General features: G+C 71.5%; 10 protein-coding genes. 9 read left to right on the top strand and 1 reads right to left on the bottom strand.

Annotated elements, in window-relative coordinates; translation table 11 throughout:
- Positions 1 to 213 precede the first annotated feature (213 nt).
- The 3 genes from O0S08_RS28665 to O0S08_RS28675 all read left to right on the top strand — a co-directional run bounded on the left by O0S08_RS28665 (position 214) and on the right by O0S08_RS28675 (position 4,389).
- Positions 214 to 2,034, top strand: a complete 1,821-nt coding sequence (locus tag O0S08_RS28665) for a hypothetical protein (RefSeq protein ID WP_269032517.1) — start codon at positions 214 to 216, stop codon at positions 2,032 to 2,034.
- Between the two features lie 138 nt (positions 2,035 to 2,172).
- A complete protein-coding gene (locus tag O0S08_RS28670; protein WP_269032518.1) occupies positions 2,173 to 3,105 on the top strand; it encodes a hypothetical protein in 933 nt (310 codons plus the stop codon).
- A 276-nt stretch (positions 3,106 to 3,381) separates the two neighbouring features.
- Positions 3,382 to 4,389, top strand: a complete 1,008-nt coding sequence (locus O0S08_RS28675) for a hypothetical protein (RefSeq protein ID WP_269032519.1) — start codon at positions 3,382 to 3,384, stop codon at positions 4,387 to 4,389.
- An 86-nt stretch (positions 4,390 to 4,475) separates the two neighbouring features.
- Here the strand turns inward: O0S08_RS28675 and O0S08_RS28680 are convergent, their stop codons facing one another.
- A complete protein-coding gene (locus O0S08_RS28680; protein ID WP_269032520.1) occupies positions 4,476 to 6,533 on the bottom strand; it encodes a potassium transporter TrkG in 2,058 nt (685 codons plus the stop codon).
- A 113-nt stretch (positions 6,534 to 6,646) separates the two neighbouring features.
- On the opposite strand from O0S08_RS28680, the gene O0S08_RS28685 reads away from it, so the two are divergent.
- The 6 genes from O0S08_RS28685 to O0S08_RS28710 all read left to right on the top strand — a co-directional run bounded on the left by O0S08_RS28685 (position 6,647) and on the right by O0S08_RS28710 (position 15,682).
- A complete protein-coding gene (locus O0S08_RS28685) occupies positions 6,647 to 8,779 on the top strand; it encodes a monovalent cation:proton antiporter family protein (RefSeq protein ID WP_269032521.1) in 2,133 nt (710 codons plus the stop codon).
- A 143-nt stretch (positions 8,780 to 8,922) separates the two neighbouring features.
- Positions 8,923 to 9,807, top strand: coding sequence for a PAS domain-containing protein (locus O0S08_RS28690; protein ID WP_269032522.1), 885 nt, complete (start codon positions 8,923 to 8,925; stop codon positions 9,805 to 9,807).
- A 77-nt stretch (positions 9,808 to 9,884) separates the two neighbouring features.
- A complete protein-coding gene (locus O0S08_RS28695) occupies positions 9,885 to 11,612 on the top strand; it encodes a DUF1592 domain-containing protein (RefSeq protein WP_269032523.1) in 1,728 nt (575 codons plus the stop codon).
- Positions 11,609 to 12,991: a DUF1552 domain-containing protein gene (locus O0S08_RS28700; RefSeq protein ID WP_269032524.1), complete on the top strand. Its 1,383-nt coding sequence runs from the start codon at positions 11,609 to 11,611 to the stop codon at positions 12,989 to 12,991. The genes O0S08_RS28695 and O0S08_RS28700 overlap by 4 nt, the downstream gene beginning before the upstream one ends.
- A gap of 5 nt (positions 12,992 to 12,996) precedes the next feature.
- Positions 12,997 to 13,983 carry a hypothetical protein gene (locus O0S08_RS28705; RefSeq protein ID WP_269032525.1) on the top strand — a complete coding sequence of 329 codons (987 nt, stop codon included), beginning with the start codon at positions 12,997 to 12,999 and terminating at the stop codon, positions 13,981 to 13,983.
- Positions 13,984 to 15,217: 1,234 nt separating this feature from the next.
- Complete coding sequence (locus O0S08_RS28710) at positions 15,218 to 15,682, top strand: STAS domain-containing protein (RefSeq protein ID WP_269032526.1); 465 nt, start codon at positions 15,218 to 15,220, stop codon at positions 15,680 to 15,682.
- The last annotated feature ends 10 nt before the right edge of the window (positions 15,683 to 15,692 follow it).

Here is a 15,692-nt window from a genome sequence, read left to right on the forward strand (position 1 = left end):
CCATCGATGGTGGGTCGACGCATCACCGGTCACCCGCGCGAGGATCGTCCTGCGAGCGGTCGAGCACCACGGCATCGGCGACCACCCGCGACGCGCGCGAGTCCGTACCGCCTCGCCTTCGCGTCCCCGCCCGCACGCGTGAGCCTGGGAATGCCCGCGCCCGCGCGTCCGCACGCCTGTCCCGGCGCCGGCGAATCACGCTACCGTCGCGACGTGCGCCTCGCCTTCGCGGTCCCTCTCGTGTTCGTCCTCGCCTGCGCCGACGGTTTCCCCGACACCGCCACCCTCGACATCGGCACCAGCTTCGACACCAGCACCAGCACCAGCACCAGCACCAGCACCACCTGGTCGACCACCTTCGACACCACCATCTCCGTCGATTCGCTCACCGACGGGACCACCACCTCGACCACCGGGACCACCACCGAAGACCCCACCACCGGCGCGCCCCCGTCTCCCGCCCGCCAGTACGACCTCGACGACGACGGCCAGCCCGACACCGACCTGTCCCTCGGGACATGCACTCAATCCGCCGACCTCACCTGCCTGCGCGTCGGCAGCGACCTCGTCCCTGTCCTCGAGGTCAGCCTCGGCCCCCTGCCCGACCAGTGCGACGGCAACCTGTTCGGCGCCCCGCGGATCACCCTGATCGGCGATCACGACGGCGACGGCCTCAGCGAGGTCGCCGCGCGTCACTGCCGGTTCGACGGCGTCCAGGGCCCGCCCGCGCTCGCCGTCGTCAGCCTCCCCGCCGCCGCCGTCAGCGCCCGCGCCGACGCCCCTGCGGTCCAGGACAACGCCTGGAGCGACGACCTCCGCGATCCGCAGGGCCTGCTTCACCCGTTCCTCGCCCCCTCCTACGGCGACGGCGAGAACCCGCTCGGCGACTGGGGTCGGCTGTGCGTCTACCGGCCCGACCTCCCGCCGGGCGACGGCTGCGGACCTGGCTTTTCGGCCATCTCGACCTTGCTCGCCCCGGGCGAGTTCCGCGAGGTCGGCGGCACCCTGCAGGACCTCGACGGCGACGGCTGGGAGGACATCAACCTGATCTACCACCGCCGCCAGCACACCGTCTCCGCCGCCACGCTCGCGCTCGTGAACGACCTCGAGTACGACGTCGCCGCCGCCAGCGAGCCGCAGAGCCCGAAGTGGTTCCACTCCGGCCGCAACTACGGCACCCACGCCGCCGTCGTCGGCGGCGACGGCCAGCAGCGGCTCGTCGTCGTCGGCGGCGCCCCGGTCGGCAGCTTCGGCGACGACCTGTGCAACGTCAGCCGCTTCCTCGCAGTCCTCGAGTCGAGCCCCGGTCAGCCGGCCACGCGCAAGCTCGCCTGGTCGACCTACTTCTCGTTCTCCTCGAGCATCTTCAAGACCTACGACCCGGTCCACGCCGGCGACCCGATGGCCGACGTCGCCCGCCTCGCCGACGCCGTCGACGGCTGCATCCACCGCTACGCCGACAGCCGCACCGTCATGGACGGCCAGGAGGTCCTGCTCGTCAACTACTTCGCCATGGACGCGCCCGTCGACCTCTGCCTCGACGAGCAGTTCGCCCTCTATCAGCCGCCCACGTGGACCGACGAGAAGGCCGACGCCTGGTACGGCTGCTTCGCCAAGAACAAGCAGGCCTCCGGCAAGTGGGGCATGCAGGTCGTCGACGAGCGCACCGGCCAGGGCCTCACCGGCAGCCAGCAGACCTACGTATGGGGCTGGAGCGACCAGCTGCGCCCCGGCGAGCTCGTCTACCTCGTCGAGTACCTCCCGCCCACCACCCTGTGGGACCTCAGCGACGTCGCCCCGAGCGCCCTGCAGGTCCAGGCCCTCGAGGGCGGCCTGTGGCAGAGCCGCGGCACCTTCCCGGTCGCCGGCCGGCCCAAGCTGCAGCAGCGCGTCCCCACCGGCGCGCAGGGCGTCGGCTCGTACACCAGCTTCGCCGAGCTCACCCTGCACCCCGGCGACCCGCCCGGCGTCGAGCTCGAGGACGGCACGGTCATCGCCCACGACCCGGTCCGCGACGCGTGGATCGTCCGCTGACCTTTTGGGCATGTTCTTCTGAACATGCCTGAAAACCATGCCCATCGTTCACCGCCGGTGTCCACGATCGAGCGCATCTCCGGCCGCCCCCAAACTCGCCACCTGTCCCTTCGACCAGCCAATTTCGGAGCTCACGCAGTGCCCGCGCGAACCACCCTCGTCCTCGTGCTCCTCGTCGCCTGCGGCCCCAAGACGCCGCCGGAGACCGACACCGACAGCGCCACCACCACGTCCACGACCACCTCGACCACGAGCGGCGCTCCGCTCCCCACCTCCACGACCACGTCCGGCACGACGACGACCGCCTCGGAAGTGACCACCGACGGCGTCGCCTTCATCCGGCCGAACGATGGCGGCGTCGCCTGCGGCGCCGTGTTTGAGGGCGACGGCGCCGTGCGCTGCAAGCCGTGCGACCTGTGGTTAGAATTCGACTGTATTCCCGGCTACAAGTGCGTCCCGGAGGACGACAGCGGCCAGGGCGACTGGAACGATACGACCTGCGTCCCGCTCGCCCCCGACCCCGCCGCGATCGGCGAACCGTGCACCGTCGAGGATAAGGGGAGCCACCGCGCCGACACCTGCGAGCTGGGCGCGATCTGCCTCGGCGTCGATCCCGAGACCCTCACCGGCACCTGCGTCCCGCTGTGCCAGGGCTCGCAGGACGCGCCGGAGTGCCCGGCCGGCACCGCCTGCGTCATCAGCCACGAGGGCGCCCTGATCCCCTGCCTCCCGACCTGCGACCCGCTGGGTTCGACATGTCCCGAGGGCCAGGCGTGCCAGATCAACTTCAGCGACCCCGACAACTTCGTCTGCCTCGAGAACGACCCGGCCGCCCTCGCGCCGCTGTTCGCCCCGTGCGACGCCGTCCTCGACTGCGCCCCCGGCCTCGCCTGCATGGACGCCGCGCTCGCCGAGGAGTGCGACCCGCAGCAGTCGGCCCGCTGCTGCCTGGCCCACTGCGACCTCGGCATGCCGAGCTGCCCCGGGGTCATGCAGGAGTGCCTGCCGTTCTGGGCCATCGACCCCCCGCCGCCGGAGTGGGCCCACCTCGGCGTGTGCCAGCTGCCCTGACGCAGCACCGCAACGACGTGCTCCGAAGAACATGCCCTCGAGGGCATGCTCTTTCGGACAGGCTCTTTGGACCACCGACGCACGCTCCTCCAGTCGACATCCACCCATGCATCCGGAGACAGATCGCCGGACGCACTCCCGCCGAGAGCAGGCGCGAATCCACCCCGGACACAAACATCGTTTATTCGGCCTCCTCCTGCATCTCGAAGTCCCTGACATTCTAACATTTCAATAATAACAATGAATTCGCGCTCGCCGTTTGCTAACCTCGAACCCGTGACTTCCTCCACGCCCGCCTCTTTCTTCCCCGCCGCCGCGGCGCACCTCGCCAGCCTCTCGTCGTCGCTCGCGTTCGCGTTGCTCCTCGCCTGCGGCCCGCAGCCGGCCACCACCGACGGCACCACGGGCGAGAGCACCACCACGACCGGGTCGACGACCGGCGGCGCACCCGTCACCACCGGCGGTGAGCCCGGAACCACGACCTCGTCGACGACCAGCCCGGCCTCCACCGACGACTCGACCACAGGCGCCGCCTCCACGACCGGCGCCGGCTTCATCCCTCTCTCCGACGGCGGCACCTGTTTGGTCGGCCACAGCGGCGACGGGCAGGTCCGCTGCATCGAGTGCGACCCCTGGTCGCAAAATTGCCCCGCCGACGGCAAGTGCAACGCGTACGCGCCCCATCCGGACGGCACGTGGGACGCCCTCAAGTGCGTCCCGCTGTTCCCCGACCCCGACCATGCCGGCGAGCCGTGCACCGTCGAGGGCGCTCCGATGAGCGGCATCGACAGCTGCGACCTCGACTCGATGTGCTTCCACGTCGACCCCGACACCCTCGTCGGCACCTGCGTGCGCCGGTGCGCCGGCTCGCCGGAGGCGCCCGAGTGCCCCGCGGGCCGCGCCTGCCACGTCAGCCACGACGGCAACCTGGCCCTCTGCCTGCCGCAGTGCGATCCCTTGCTCGCGGACTGTCCCATGGGACAGGTCTGCATCCCGACCTCGCACCAGGACTTCGCCTGCGCGCCCGACCTCTCGGGCGCCGGGGGCCAGGCGTTCAGCCCCTGCGCCGACGAGGCCGCCTGCGACCCCGGCCTCGCCTGCGTCGACGCGGGGCTCGCCGCCGAGTGCGACCCGCAGCAGACGGGCTTCTGCTGCCTGCCGTTCTGCGACCTCGACCAGCCCCCCGCGTGCCCCGGCGCCGGCCAGCAGTGCCTGCCGTTCGTCCACCCCGGCTGGAGTCAGCCCGTCCCCGGCGGCCCCGGCCTGTGCACCCTCGCGCCGTGAGGGCCGCCCGCGTGCGTCTTCGGCCATGCCCCTCGGAGCATGCTCCCGGGGACATGCCCCTCGGAGCATGCCCCCTCGGACAGCCGCTAGCCGACCATCAGCCGGCCCTCGGGGAACGTCACCCGCCCGGTCTTCTGGGCCCCGAGCGCCAGCGCCAGCGACGTCGGCCCGACGCGGCCGATGAACATCAGGACGATCAGGACCCACTTGCCGATCGCGTGCAGGTCGTCGGTGATCCCGAGCGACAGGCCGACGGTCCCAACCGCGCTGACGACCTCGAACACCACGAACGCGAACGGCAGGTTGTGGGTGGCCAGCATGATCACCAGCGCGATCGCAGTGATGAGGCCGGCGACGGTGACGATGGTCGCCGCGCGGTACACGATCTCGTTGGGGATCGCGCGGCGCATCAGCACCGCGCGCGGCTGGTTGTAGAGCAGGGCTGGCAGCGCCGCCGCCAGCACCGCAAGGGTCGTCACCTTGATCCCGCCGCCGGTCCCGCCCGGCGCCGCGCCGATGAACATCCACACGATCATCACCGCGATCGTCGCCTGCTCGACGGCGGCGAAGTCGACCGTGTTGAACCCGCCGGAGCGCAGCGTGATCGACTGAAACGCCGCGTTCATCCACTTGTCGAACGTCGACATCCCCGCCAGCGTCGCGTCCCACTCGAGCAGCGCATACAGCAGCGTCCCGACCACGATCAGCGCCAGAGTCATCCACAGCACCACCCGCGTCTGCAGCGAGAAGCGGCGGTGGACCCCGCGCGCGCGCAGCCACAGCGCCGCCAGCACCGAGAAGCCGACGCTGCCGACCACCACCAGCGCCATGATGACCCCCAGCACCACCGGGTCGCTCTGCTGCGAGATCAGCGAGTCCGGCCACAGCGCGAACCCGGCGTGGCAGAACGCCCCGACGGCGTGGAACACCCCGTGCCAGATCGCGTCGAGCGCCGGCATCCCGTGCTGCGAGAAGCGCAGCGCCAGGATCCCCGCGCCCAGGGCCTCGAGCGCCAGCGTCGCCACGACGATGAAGCTCGCCAGCTCGTAGGCCGCGCCCGGGCTCTGGATGTCGAGGATCTCCTCGAGCGCCTGCTCGCTGCGCAGCGCCAGCCGGCCGCCGAGGAGGATGGTCGCGAACGTCGACAGCACCATGATCCCGAGCCCGCCGAGCTGGATCAAGATCAGGATCACGCCCTGGCCGAACGGCGAGAACGTGCTCGCGGTGTCGAGCACCGCCAGGCCGGTGATGCACGCCGCGCTGGTCGCGGTGAACAGCGCGTCGAGGAACGACAGCGGCTCGCCCTGGGCCGACGCCGGGAAGCTCAGCACCAGCGCGCCGGTCACCGCCATCGACCCGAACGTCGACAGCAGCAGCAGCGCCGGGCGGTGCAGGAAGCTCTGCACGAGGTCGTCGAACAGCGGGCCGCGGGCCAGCACGAACGCGAACACCACGACCTGGTACAGCGACAGCGCCACCAGCACCGCGCCCAGCGGGTTCGTCCCCCACGGCACGCCCAGCAGCACCAGCGCCGGCCAGATCAGGTGGCGCGGCGTCTGCCGCACCACCGCCAGCATGAACGGCCCGGTGAGCCCCACCACCCCGATCCCGAGCAGCAGGCACGTCACGTCGGCCACCCGCGACGCCGCGATCTCGAAGCCGACGATCGACAGGTTGGCGATCAGCGACACCGCCAGGATGTGGCGCGCCGCGGCCCCGTAGCGCTGGATCCACACCGAATCGGGCGTGACCTTCTGTTCTTGCCGGCGGCCCCGCTGCGCCCGCGTGTCGTCGACGAAGTACTCGTTGGCGACGTGGACGGCGCTCCACAGCATCACGGAGCCCGCGACCGGGAAGTCGTGGATCAGCGCCGGCAGGAACGCGCCGACGTTGAGCGACAGCAGGACCAGCGAACCCAGAGTCGCCCAGCGCCGACCTTGCAGCGCTGCAAGGGAGAACAGCCCCGACAGCGCCACCAGCACCGAGGCGTAGATCGCCCCGAGCAACGTCACCTGACTCGACGCACCGAAGTGGCCGTGAGGCGCATGGGTGACGATCATCCCCAGGACGCCGACGACGGCGAGGCCGACGAGTCGAGCGGCCTGAAGGCGGCGGGTCGGGCGCGGGACCGGCGGCGACGACATGGGGGCGACCGGCCTGCGACCATACCACGACCGCCCGCGCGTCCACCTCGGCGCCGCTCGCGTGCGCGGGACCCCCGCGAGCCCGCGCGGCCTTGGGTTATTCTTGCGGTCGCATGAGCGCAGCCGGCTTCGCCGACCACATCCGCGATCTGAGCATCGTCCTCAGCACCGCCGCCGTCACGAGCCTGATCTCGCAGCGCCTCAAACAGCCGCCGGTGCTCGGCTATCTGCTCGCCGGCATCCTGCTCGGCCCGCACGTCCCGGGGATCGTGCTCGGCGGCGAGGAGAGCACGGAGCTCACCCACAGCCTGTCCGAGCTCGGCGTCATCCTGCTGATGTTCACCATCGGCCTCGAGTTCAACCTGCGCAAGATCGCCCGGATCGGCCCCGTCGCCGGCTTCACCGCGGTCGTCGAGGTCGGCCTCATGCTCAGCCTCGGCTTCGTCGCCTCGCGGCTGCTCGGCTTCACGCCCATCGAGTCGCTGTTCGTCGGCGCCTGCGTCGGCATCTCCTCGACCATGCTGGTCGCCAAGGCCTTCGAGGAGCAGAAGCTGAAGGGCGGCTTCGCCGAGGTCGTGTTCGGCGTCCTCGTGTTCGAGGACATCATCGCCATCCTCCTGCTCGCCGTGCTCACCGCGGTGTCCTCGGGCAGCGGCCTGACCACCGGCGAGTTCGCGCTCGAGATCGGCAAGCTGCTCGGCTTCCTGCTCGCGCTGCTGGCGATCGGCCTGCTCGTCGTCCCGCGCTTCATCCGCGGCGTCGTCCGCCTCAGCCGCTCCGAGACCACCCTGATCGCCGGCATCGCCGTCTGCTTCACCATGGCCACTCTGGCCGCGGAGGCCGGCTACTCGGTCGCGCTCGGGGCCTTCCTCGCCGGCATGCTGGTGTCCGAGTCGGGCGAGGGCGGCAAGGTCGAGCACCTCGTGCAGCCGCTGCGCGACATCTTCGCCGCGATCTTCTTTATCGCCGTCGGCCTCTCGATCAACCCGATGGACGTCGTCACCCACTGGCTGCCGGTGCTCGTGCTGACGGTGCTGGTCCTGGTCGGCAAGACCGTCGGCGTCGCCCTCGGCGCCTTCCTCACCGGCAACGGCGTCAAGCACTCGGTGCGCTCCGGCATGAGCCTGGCGCAGATCGGCGAGTTCTCGTTCATCATCGCCGGCCTCGGCATCGCCCGCGGCGCCACCGGCAGCTTCATCTACCCGGTCGCGGTCGCCGTCTCGCTGCTCACCTCCCTCACCACCCCGTGGATGGTCCGCAACTCCGAGCGGATCGCCGAGTCCGTCGATCGCCGCCTGCCCGCGCGCCTGCAGACCTTCGTCACCTTCTACGAGGCCTGGATCGAGCAGCTCAAGACCGCCCGCGGCCCGATCTCCACCTGGCAGCGGATCCGCCGCACGATCATCCTGCTCGCCGTCGACGCCGTGCTGCTGAGCGCCAGCCTCGCCGGCGCGCGCCTGGTCCACCAGCGCGTGGTCGCGACCCTGCACGAGCGCTTCACTCTGCCGACCTGGCTGGTCGAGCCCGCGTACACCGGCGCCACCCTGCTGGTCGCCGCGATCTTCTTCGTCGGCGTCATCCGCCAGAGCGTCAACCTCGCCAACATCCTCGCCCGCATCGTCATGCCCGAGCGCCCGAGCGACGGCACGCCCAGGCCCGACCTCGGCGCCGCCCCGCGCAACCTCATCACCGTCGTCTTCCAGCTCGCCCTCGGCCTCGCCGTCGGCCTGCCGCTGGTCGCCATCACCCAGCCGTTCGTCCCCCCGGGCTCCACCTTCGCGGTGTTCGCCCTCATCATCCTCGCCCTCGCGGTCAACGCCTGGCGCAGCATCAAGAACCTCCAGGGCCACGTGCGCGCCGGCGCCGAGCTGGTGGTCGAGATGCTCGGGCGACAGAGCCGCAAGGCCGCCGAGTCGCACCACGGCACCCCCACGGTCGAGCCGGAGCCCACGGTCGAGGAGATTCTGCCCGGCCTGCCCGGCATGACCGCCGTCCAGATCGTCGAGGGTTGCGCCGGCCTCGGTCGCAGCCTGTCCCAGCTCAACCTGCGCCTGCGCACCGGCGTCGCCATCCTCACCATCCACCGCCCCGACGGCACCGAGGTCCCGCAGCCGATCACCCGCCACAAGCTCGCGCTCGGCGAGGTCGTCACCCTCGCCGGCTCGCGCGAGGCGGTCGACCAGGCCACCGAGATCCTGCAAAAGGGCCCGGCGGTCGACCCGAAGTTCCTCAGCTACGCCAGCTGACGCGAGCCTGCGACGTCCTCACCGGCGACGCGAGCGCCGGCGCCCGCGTCGCCGTCACGATCGCGTCACGCCGACCTCTGCTTAAAAGTTCACGAATCAACGGCTCACCCTCGCTATCCTCGCGTGATGCGGGAGTGTGCGGCGTGACCGAGCCCGAATCGCTGGACGACCCGACCGCCGAGCTCGCGCGCCTGCAGCGACGCGTCGTCGAGCTCGAGGCCGAACTCGCGGTGCTGCGGCCGTCCGAGGCCGAGCTGCGGGCGATGTTCCGGGCGATGTCCGACGTCGTCCTGGTGATGAGCCGCGACGGCCATTACCTGCGGATCGGCGACACCGCGCCCGACCTGCTCTACAAGCCCTCCGCCGACCTCGTCGGCCAGCGCATGCACGACGTCATGCCGGCTGCCGCCGCCGACTTCTTCCTCGAGCACATCCGCCGCGCCCTCGACCACCAGAGCGTCGTCAGCATGGATTACAGCCTGCCCCTCGACGACCGCGAGGTGTGGTTCTCCGCCAACATCTCGCCGCTGTCCGACGACGCGGTCGTGCTCGTGTGCCGCGACGTCACCGAGCGCAAGCGCAACGAGCTGCTGCTGCAGGACAGCCTGCGCCAGCAGGAGCTGCTGCGCGCCCACGAGGCCGCGCTCCTCCAGCTCTCGACCCCGCTGATCCCGATCAGCGACGATCTCGTCGTCATGCCGCTGGTCGGTCGGCTCGACGGCACCCGCATCGATCACGTCCTCCAGACCCTGCTCGAAGGCGTGCAGCGGACCCGCGCCGCCGTCGTGATCCTCGACGTCACCGGCGTCGCGGTCGTCGACGCCCCCGTCGCCGACGCGCTGGTCCGCGCCGCGCGGGCCGTCGGCCTCCTGGGCGCGCGCGTGGTCCTGACCGGGATCCGGCCCGAAGTCGCCGCGGCCCTGGTTTCGCTCGGGACCGACCTGATGGGGCTCGTCACCCGCGGCACCCTGCAGGACGGCATCCGCCACGCCCAGGTCGACCTGGTCGCCCGCCGCCCCCGATCCTGACCTGTCCTCGGAGACAGCAGCGTCCGCACGCGCGGGCCCGCGGGCCCGCGGCGATCCGTGTTAGAACACCCGGCTGTATGGTGAGGCTCCCACGGCTCGGAATCGCCGGCGCGCTGATCTTGCTCGGCAGCGCCTGCTACGACGACAACAGCGCCCGGGACAGCGACCAGGCCGCGAGCAGCACCGGCGAGTCGGCCGGCACCGACGCGCCGACCGGCACCGGCGAGCCGACCGGGAGCGGCGGCGAGTCGGACAGCGACAGCGGCGACGCGCCCGAGGCCTTTGAGCCGGCCGAGCCGGTGCTGCCGCGCCTGACCGCCACGCAGTACCGCAACGCCATCGAGCACCTGCTCGGCCCCGGCCTGCCCGGCATGCCGCTCGAGCCCGACACCAACCCGTATCTCTTCTACAACATCGGCGCGACGACCACCTTCCTGTCGGAGCTCGGGGTGCAGCAGTACGAGGAGGCCGCCGACGCGCTGTCGCGGGCGGTGTTCGCCGACCAGGCGCGGCGCGAGGCGCTGGTCGGCTGCGTGCCGCTGTCGCCCGGCGACGGTTGCGTGCAGAACTTCCTCGCCACCTTCGGTCGCCGCGCCTATCGCCGGCCGCTCACTCCCGACGAGCTCGGGCGCTGGACCGACGTCGCCGCTCAATTGGCCGAGGGCGACGCCTGGCGCGGCCTGCAGTTCGCGGTCGCCGGCGTCCTGCAGTCGCCGCACTTCCTCTACCGCGTCGAGCTCGGTGAGCCCGACCCCGGCGACCCCACGCGGCTGCGCTTCACCGGCTGGGAGATGGCGACGCGCCTGTCCTTCCTGCTGTGGAACGGCCCGCCCGACGACCTCCTGCTCGACGCGGCCGGGCGCGGCGACCTCCACACCGACGCCGGCCTCACCGCCGAGGCCCAGCGCCTGCTCGACGACCCGCGGGCGCGCGTCGCCCTGCAGGAGTTCTTCGCCCAGTACCTCGACCTCGCGCGGCTCGAGCACGTCAGCCGCGACCCCGCGCGCTGGCCGATGTTCAGCCCGACCATGACCGCGTCGATGCGCACCGAGGTCCAGCTGCTCGTCGACGACCTGATCCACCGCAACGACGGCGACATCCGCCAGCTGTTCAGCACCCGCCGCACCTTCGTCAACGCCGAGCTGGCCGCGCTCTACGGCGTCGCCGCCGAGGGCGCCTCGCCGATCACCTTCGTCCCGGTCGAGCTGCCGGAGGACGGCCCGCGCGCCGGCATCCTCACTCTCGGCGCCTTCCTCACCATGAACGCGCACGAGACCATCACCTCGCCGACCAACCGCGGCAAGTACCTGCGCGAGCGCGTCCTCTGCCAGGTCATCCCGCCGCCGCCGGGCGACGTCGACACCGACCTCGGCGACGACGAGAACATGGACGCCCAGACCGTGCGCGAGAAGCTCGAGCAGCACCAGAAGGACCCGATCTGCGCCGGCTGCCACTCGATCATCGACCCGCCCGGGTTCCTGTTCGAGCACTTCGACTCGATCGGCGGCTACCGCACGCTCGACAACGGCTACCCCGTCGACGCCACCGGCAACCTCGACGGCATGCCGCTGGACGGCGCGCGCGACCTCGCCGAGGCGCTCAAGACCGACCCGCGCGTCGGTCGCTGCATCGTCAACCAGCTGTACCGCCACGCCACCGGCCGCCTGCCCGAGCTGTCCGAGACCCCGGCCCTCGAGGCGCTCGAGCAGCGCTTCATCAAGGCCGACCACCGCTTCAAGCAGCTGCTGCTCGACCTCGTCGTCAGCGAGGCGTTCCGCACCGTCGCCGAGGAGACCGACGCATGAGCTTCCTGATCCGCAAGCCGCCCATCTCGCGCCGCACCGTCCTCCGCGGGGCCCTCGGCGGCGCCGCCGTGGCCCTCGCCCTGCCGCCGCTCGAGGCGATGTTCGGCGAGACCGCCCGCGCCGCCGATCCGTCCAGCGACCCGATCTTCGGCCTGTTCTACTGGGCCAACGGCGTCCCGTGGCACGCCGGTCACGGCGCCGATCAGGGCGCCAACAGCCCCGGCGGCGACGTCTGGACCCCGCCGACCGTCGGCGCCGACTTCACGCCCTCGCCGCTGCTCACCCCGCTCGCGGCCCACAAGGTCAGCGTCGCCACCGGCCTCGAGCCCAAGACCGAGGTCCCGCAGCCCGACAACGGCCAGAGCGACGGCCACATGCGCGGCTTCATGGTGGCGATGACGGGCGACCGGATCCGCCCCGAGGGCTTCGATCATCCGTCGCACACCCTGACCTGCCTGCGGCCGACGCTCGACCAGTACGTCGCCACCCACGAGCAGTTCTACGGCAACTCGCCGTCGCGGTTCCGCTCGCTGTGCCTCGGCGTCAGCGAGGCCCGCTTCCACGACTACGGCCACTGGAACGCCATCTCGTTCACCGGCCCCGACTCGCCGGTGGCGGCGATCCACAGCCCCGCGCAGCTCTACTCGATGCTGTTCGACGTGCCGGCCGACCTGATGGCCCTGACCCGCCGCGTCACCCTCATCGACGCGGTCATGGCCGACGCCGAGGGCCTGCGCGGCCGCCTCGGCGGCACCGACAAGCAGCGCCTCGAGGCCCACCTCGACCACCTGCGCGAGGTCCAGCGCCGGCTCGACCTGTCCTCGGGGACATGCGACGTCATCCCCGCCGCCCCCGGCGACTCGGCCGACGTCGTCGCCCGCACCGACATCATGGCCGGGCTCCTGGCCGCCGCGCTCAATTGCGGCCTCACCCGCGTGTTCTCGTTCATGCTGAGCTCCCCGGCCACCACCCACGTGTTCAACAACCTGGGCGTGCCGAACGGGATGCACCAGGTCTGCCACGACGGCCAGTGGGAGTACGTCCGCAGCATCACCGAGTACCAGATGCTGGCCTTCGCCCGCCTGCTCGACCACCTCGCCGCCGCCGTCGACCCGATGGGCGTCAGCGTCCTCGACCGCGCCTGCGTCTACGGCGTGTCCGAGTACGGCGAGGGCTACAAGCACAGCGTCGCCGAGATGCCGGTGGTCCTGGCCGGCGGCGCCGGCGGCAAGCTGGTCCGCGGCTACCACTACCGCGAGCAGGGCGGCAACCTGTGCAAGGTCCACGTCACCATCCTGCGCGCGCTCGGCATCGACACCCCGAGCTACGGCTTCAACGGCGCCGAGACCACCGAGCACCTCACCGGGATCCTGGCCTGAGCGCCATGCCCCGCAGGACCTGTCCCCTGCAACCTGGCCCTCGCATACTGTCCCCGGGGACATGGCTCTTCGCCGCGCTCGCGGCCCTCTCGCCCGCCTGCGCCGGCGGCGAGGGCCGGGGCGACGCCGCCAGCACCGCCGCGCCCGGCCCGACCGGCACCGATTCGACCGGCGCCGACTCGACCGGCACCGCCGGCTCGACCGAACCCGACACCACCGGCGACGACCCGCCGACCTCGAGCAGCAGCAGCAGCACGAGCGAGGGCGTCGACGACCCGCCGCTCGTGTGCGATCCGCTGACCACCTGCGGCGTGCAGTGCGTCGACCTGATGACCGACGCCGCCAATTGCGGCAAGTGCGGGGTGAGCTGCGTGATCCCGCGGGCCACCGCCGCCTGCGCCGCGGGCCAGTGCGCCCTCGGCGAGTGCGACGACGGCTGGTTCGACTGCGACGAGGATCCCAACACCGGCTGCGAGCAGCAGCTCGCGCCCGGGCAGATGTGCGGCCTCGTCTGCAAGCCCGACAAGGCCGAGGCGTGCAACCTGTTCGACGACAACTGCGACGGCCAGTGCGACGAGGGCGCCCTGCCCGGCTGCCGCGTCGGCGTGCACCGCTGCTCGAGCCCGACGCTCGGCCACTTCTACACGATCGACGCCGCCGAGGCGATGTCCGGCGATTTCACCCCCGAGTTCCTCAACTTCTATTATCTGTACTCGGCCCCGGGCGCCGGCCTGGTGCCGTTCTACCGCTGCCTCAAGGGCGACGGCCGCCGCTTCTACACCACCAGCGGCACCTGCGAGAACGCGGCCACCCTCGAGGGCCCGCTCGGCCACATCGCCACCGACCCGCAGTGCGGCGCGGTCCCGCTGTTCCGCCTCTACGGCGCCGGCGACCACTTCTATACGACCAGCGAGGCCGAGCGCGACAACGCCGTGGCGATGTACGGCTATCAATACGAGGCGGTCGCCGGCTACGTGTGGACCGGCCCGTGAGCCCCGGCGCCTGACCGCCTCCGCCGCTCGCTGAGATTCGCCGCGCGCAGCCCCACGCGGTCGTCGCTCGCCCGCTCTCGACGACCCCCGCCGCGCACCCCGATCTCGACGGCCCAGGAGCCCGTCCAGGAAATCGCGCGGCCGAGGACGCGGGGCCGTGGGGATCTGGGTGACGGCAGGCACGGGGCGGCGGAGCGGGTCCCTCGCTACGGCGGGGCCCTCCCAGGCAACGTGCTCGGCGCCCTCGGGCTTCGATGGTGAGCTGTCGTTGAGGACAGGCTCATTCGTGCTTCGCGGATGATGGCGCCTGCGCGCGGTTGCCTGCGGCCCCTCCCGCCTGCGTCCCACTCCGCCGCCCCGTGCCCGCCTGCGGAGAACGTCGCCGGCCCCGCTTGTCGCCGTGCGAGGTTATCGCGCAGGCCGTGCATGCGAGATGTCTCGGGGACATGAGAATCCTAGCGACGAGCCAACGGTGACGATCGTGGCGACGAGATGCCGGCATGAGTCCAGAGTAAGGAAGAGCGCCTGGCCAAGATCCGCGAGACCCGCTCCGCGCCCGCCGTCACCCAGCTCCCCATGCCCCGCGCCTTCGGGCGCGCGTTTCTCAGGCAGGCTCCTGGCGACGCGCAGCCTCATCACGCGCCACGTCCTCGCCCCGGCCCCGCGTCCCCTCGACGCGCCGCCCCGCCCTCGCGCCTCTCCGGCCGCACTCGAGCCGCCGCATGGCCTCCATGCGCCCGTCTGGGACGCGCCCTCGTGACCTCCGGGCGCGCCCCTTCGCCGCGCTCGAGCCCGTGACAGCGAAGCAGGTGCGGCCTCGTACTCGCTCGAACGCGCGCGACCCATCGCCTCCATCGCCTCCCATATGAGGCCGCACCTGAGCTGCGCCGGCACCCATTCAGGGGTTTTTACCGTTGGCCGACCACCCCCTCCAACCCTCAACGCTCGGGGCGATTGCAGCATTCGCTGAATGGCACCTGTCGTATCGACTGTACATACGGCGATTGTCCAATGTTCTGCCACCGCGAACACCGCGCATTCCGCCGCCCGGCCCGCGTACGTCTTGCGCCGGCCCGTCGCTCGTCCTGCGGTGTTTTCGATTGCGCCAGCGTGGTTCCTCTGTCAAATTGATGAAAATGCTGTGAGTCGCCCGCGCGGCCTTTCGGGCGCGACGCGGGCGGCCTCCGACCGTCGGCGGCGACGCCCGACGGTCATGCCGACGATAGCGATGGACATGACGTTCGACGACGACAGGACACATATCGAGTACCGAACACCGGTAATTCAGCTGTGGGGCCGCCTCGTCGTCCCGCTGCAGGGCGACATCACCGACGAGGTCGCGGCGGCGCTGGTCGACGACGTCCTGCGGCGGATCCGCGACGTCTCTGCGGCCGGCCTCGTCATCGACGTCACCGGCATGTGGACGATCGACAGCCACCTCTGTCACGTCATCGCCGGCCTCGCCGCCGCCGCCCGGCTGATGGGCACGCCCACGATCCTCTGCGGAATGAGCGGGGCGATCGCCATCACCCTGCAGACCATGGGCATCGACTTCCGCCAGCTCCACACCGCCCTGACCCTCGAGGACGCGCTCGAGCGGCTCGGCGTCGAGCCGTCGCTCCGCGACGTCGACCTCGAGGCCCAGGGCCCCCCGTCGCCCGAACCAGGAGAAATTACCAATGGACACCCACCCCCCTAGGTCCCCCGAA

It is taken from the genome of Nannocystis punicea, assembly GCF_026965555.1.
GTDB lineage: Bacteria > Myxococcota_A > Polyangia > Nannocystales > Nannocystaceae > Nannocystis > Nannocystis punicea.